This window comes from Endozoicomonas atrinae, from assembly GCF_001647025.1.
GTDB classification, from domain to species: Bacteria; Pseudomonadota; Gammaproteobacteria; order Pseudomonadales; family Endozoicomonadaceae; genus Endozoicomonas; species Endozoicomonas atrinae.
This window is the reverse complement of the sequence record NZ_LUKQ02000785.1, coordinates 1-472: the sequence shown is the minus strand read 5'-3', so window position 1 is coordinate 472 and position 472 is coordinate 1. Positions and strand designations below refer to the sequence as shown.

Here is a 472-nt window from a genome sequence, read left to right as displayed (position 1 = left end):
CATCCTGAGTTTTAATCTGACTGGCTATTTGATCTACCAGTTTTTCGTTGATTTCAACGCTCATTGTTATTCTCCATTTTGGAGTATTAACGACAAGCGTTTACACAATTTAAATTACATTCCCGAAAAAATTTTAATCTATGCTCTACAGTTTAAAACTTAATGTTAATGTCATCATCAACGTATGGACACTTTCATTATATTTACTCAAAAAATGCACTGTTATGCATTATAACATCATTGAGACCTGTCGTTATGATTCAGCAACCTATTCAGCAAGCATTTTGTGATAGTGCTTCCCAATGTTCAGGGAATGGAGTAGACCATTCCTGGCTCGGTCATGGCATTGCTGTTTCTAAAGCGTTTGTGGGATCATTGATTCCAATGAAAGACCCTCACTTCAGTATTAATCCCTGTAAAGCACTGCAGGATATTGGGCGACTGGCAGCAGTATCTGTCCTGCCTGCGAGTA

1 protein-coding gene is annotated in these 472 nt (G+C 38.1%); it reads left to right on the top strand.

Going from position 1 to position 472, the window contains the following annotated elements; all coding sequences use genetic code 11:
* Positions 1-255 precede the first annotated feature (255 nt).
* Positions 256-472, top strand: a 217-nt coding sequence (locus AK963_RS36400; protein WP_139117848.1) for a hypothetical protein, incomplete at its 3' end; no start/stop codon positions are given.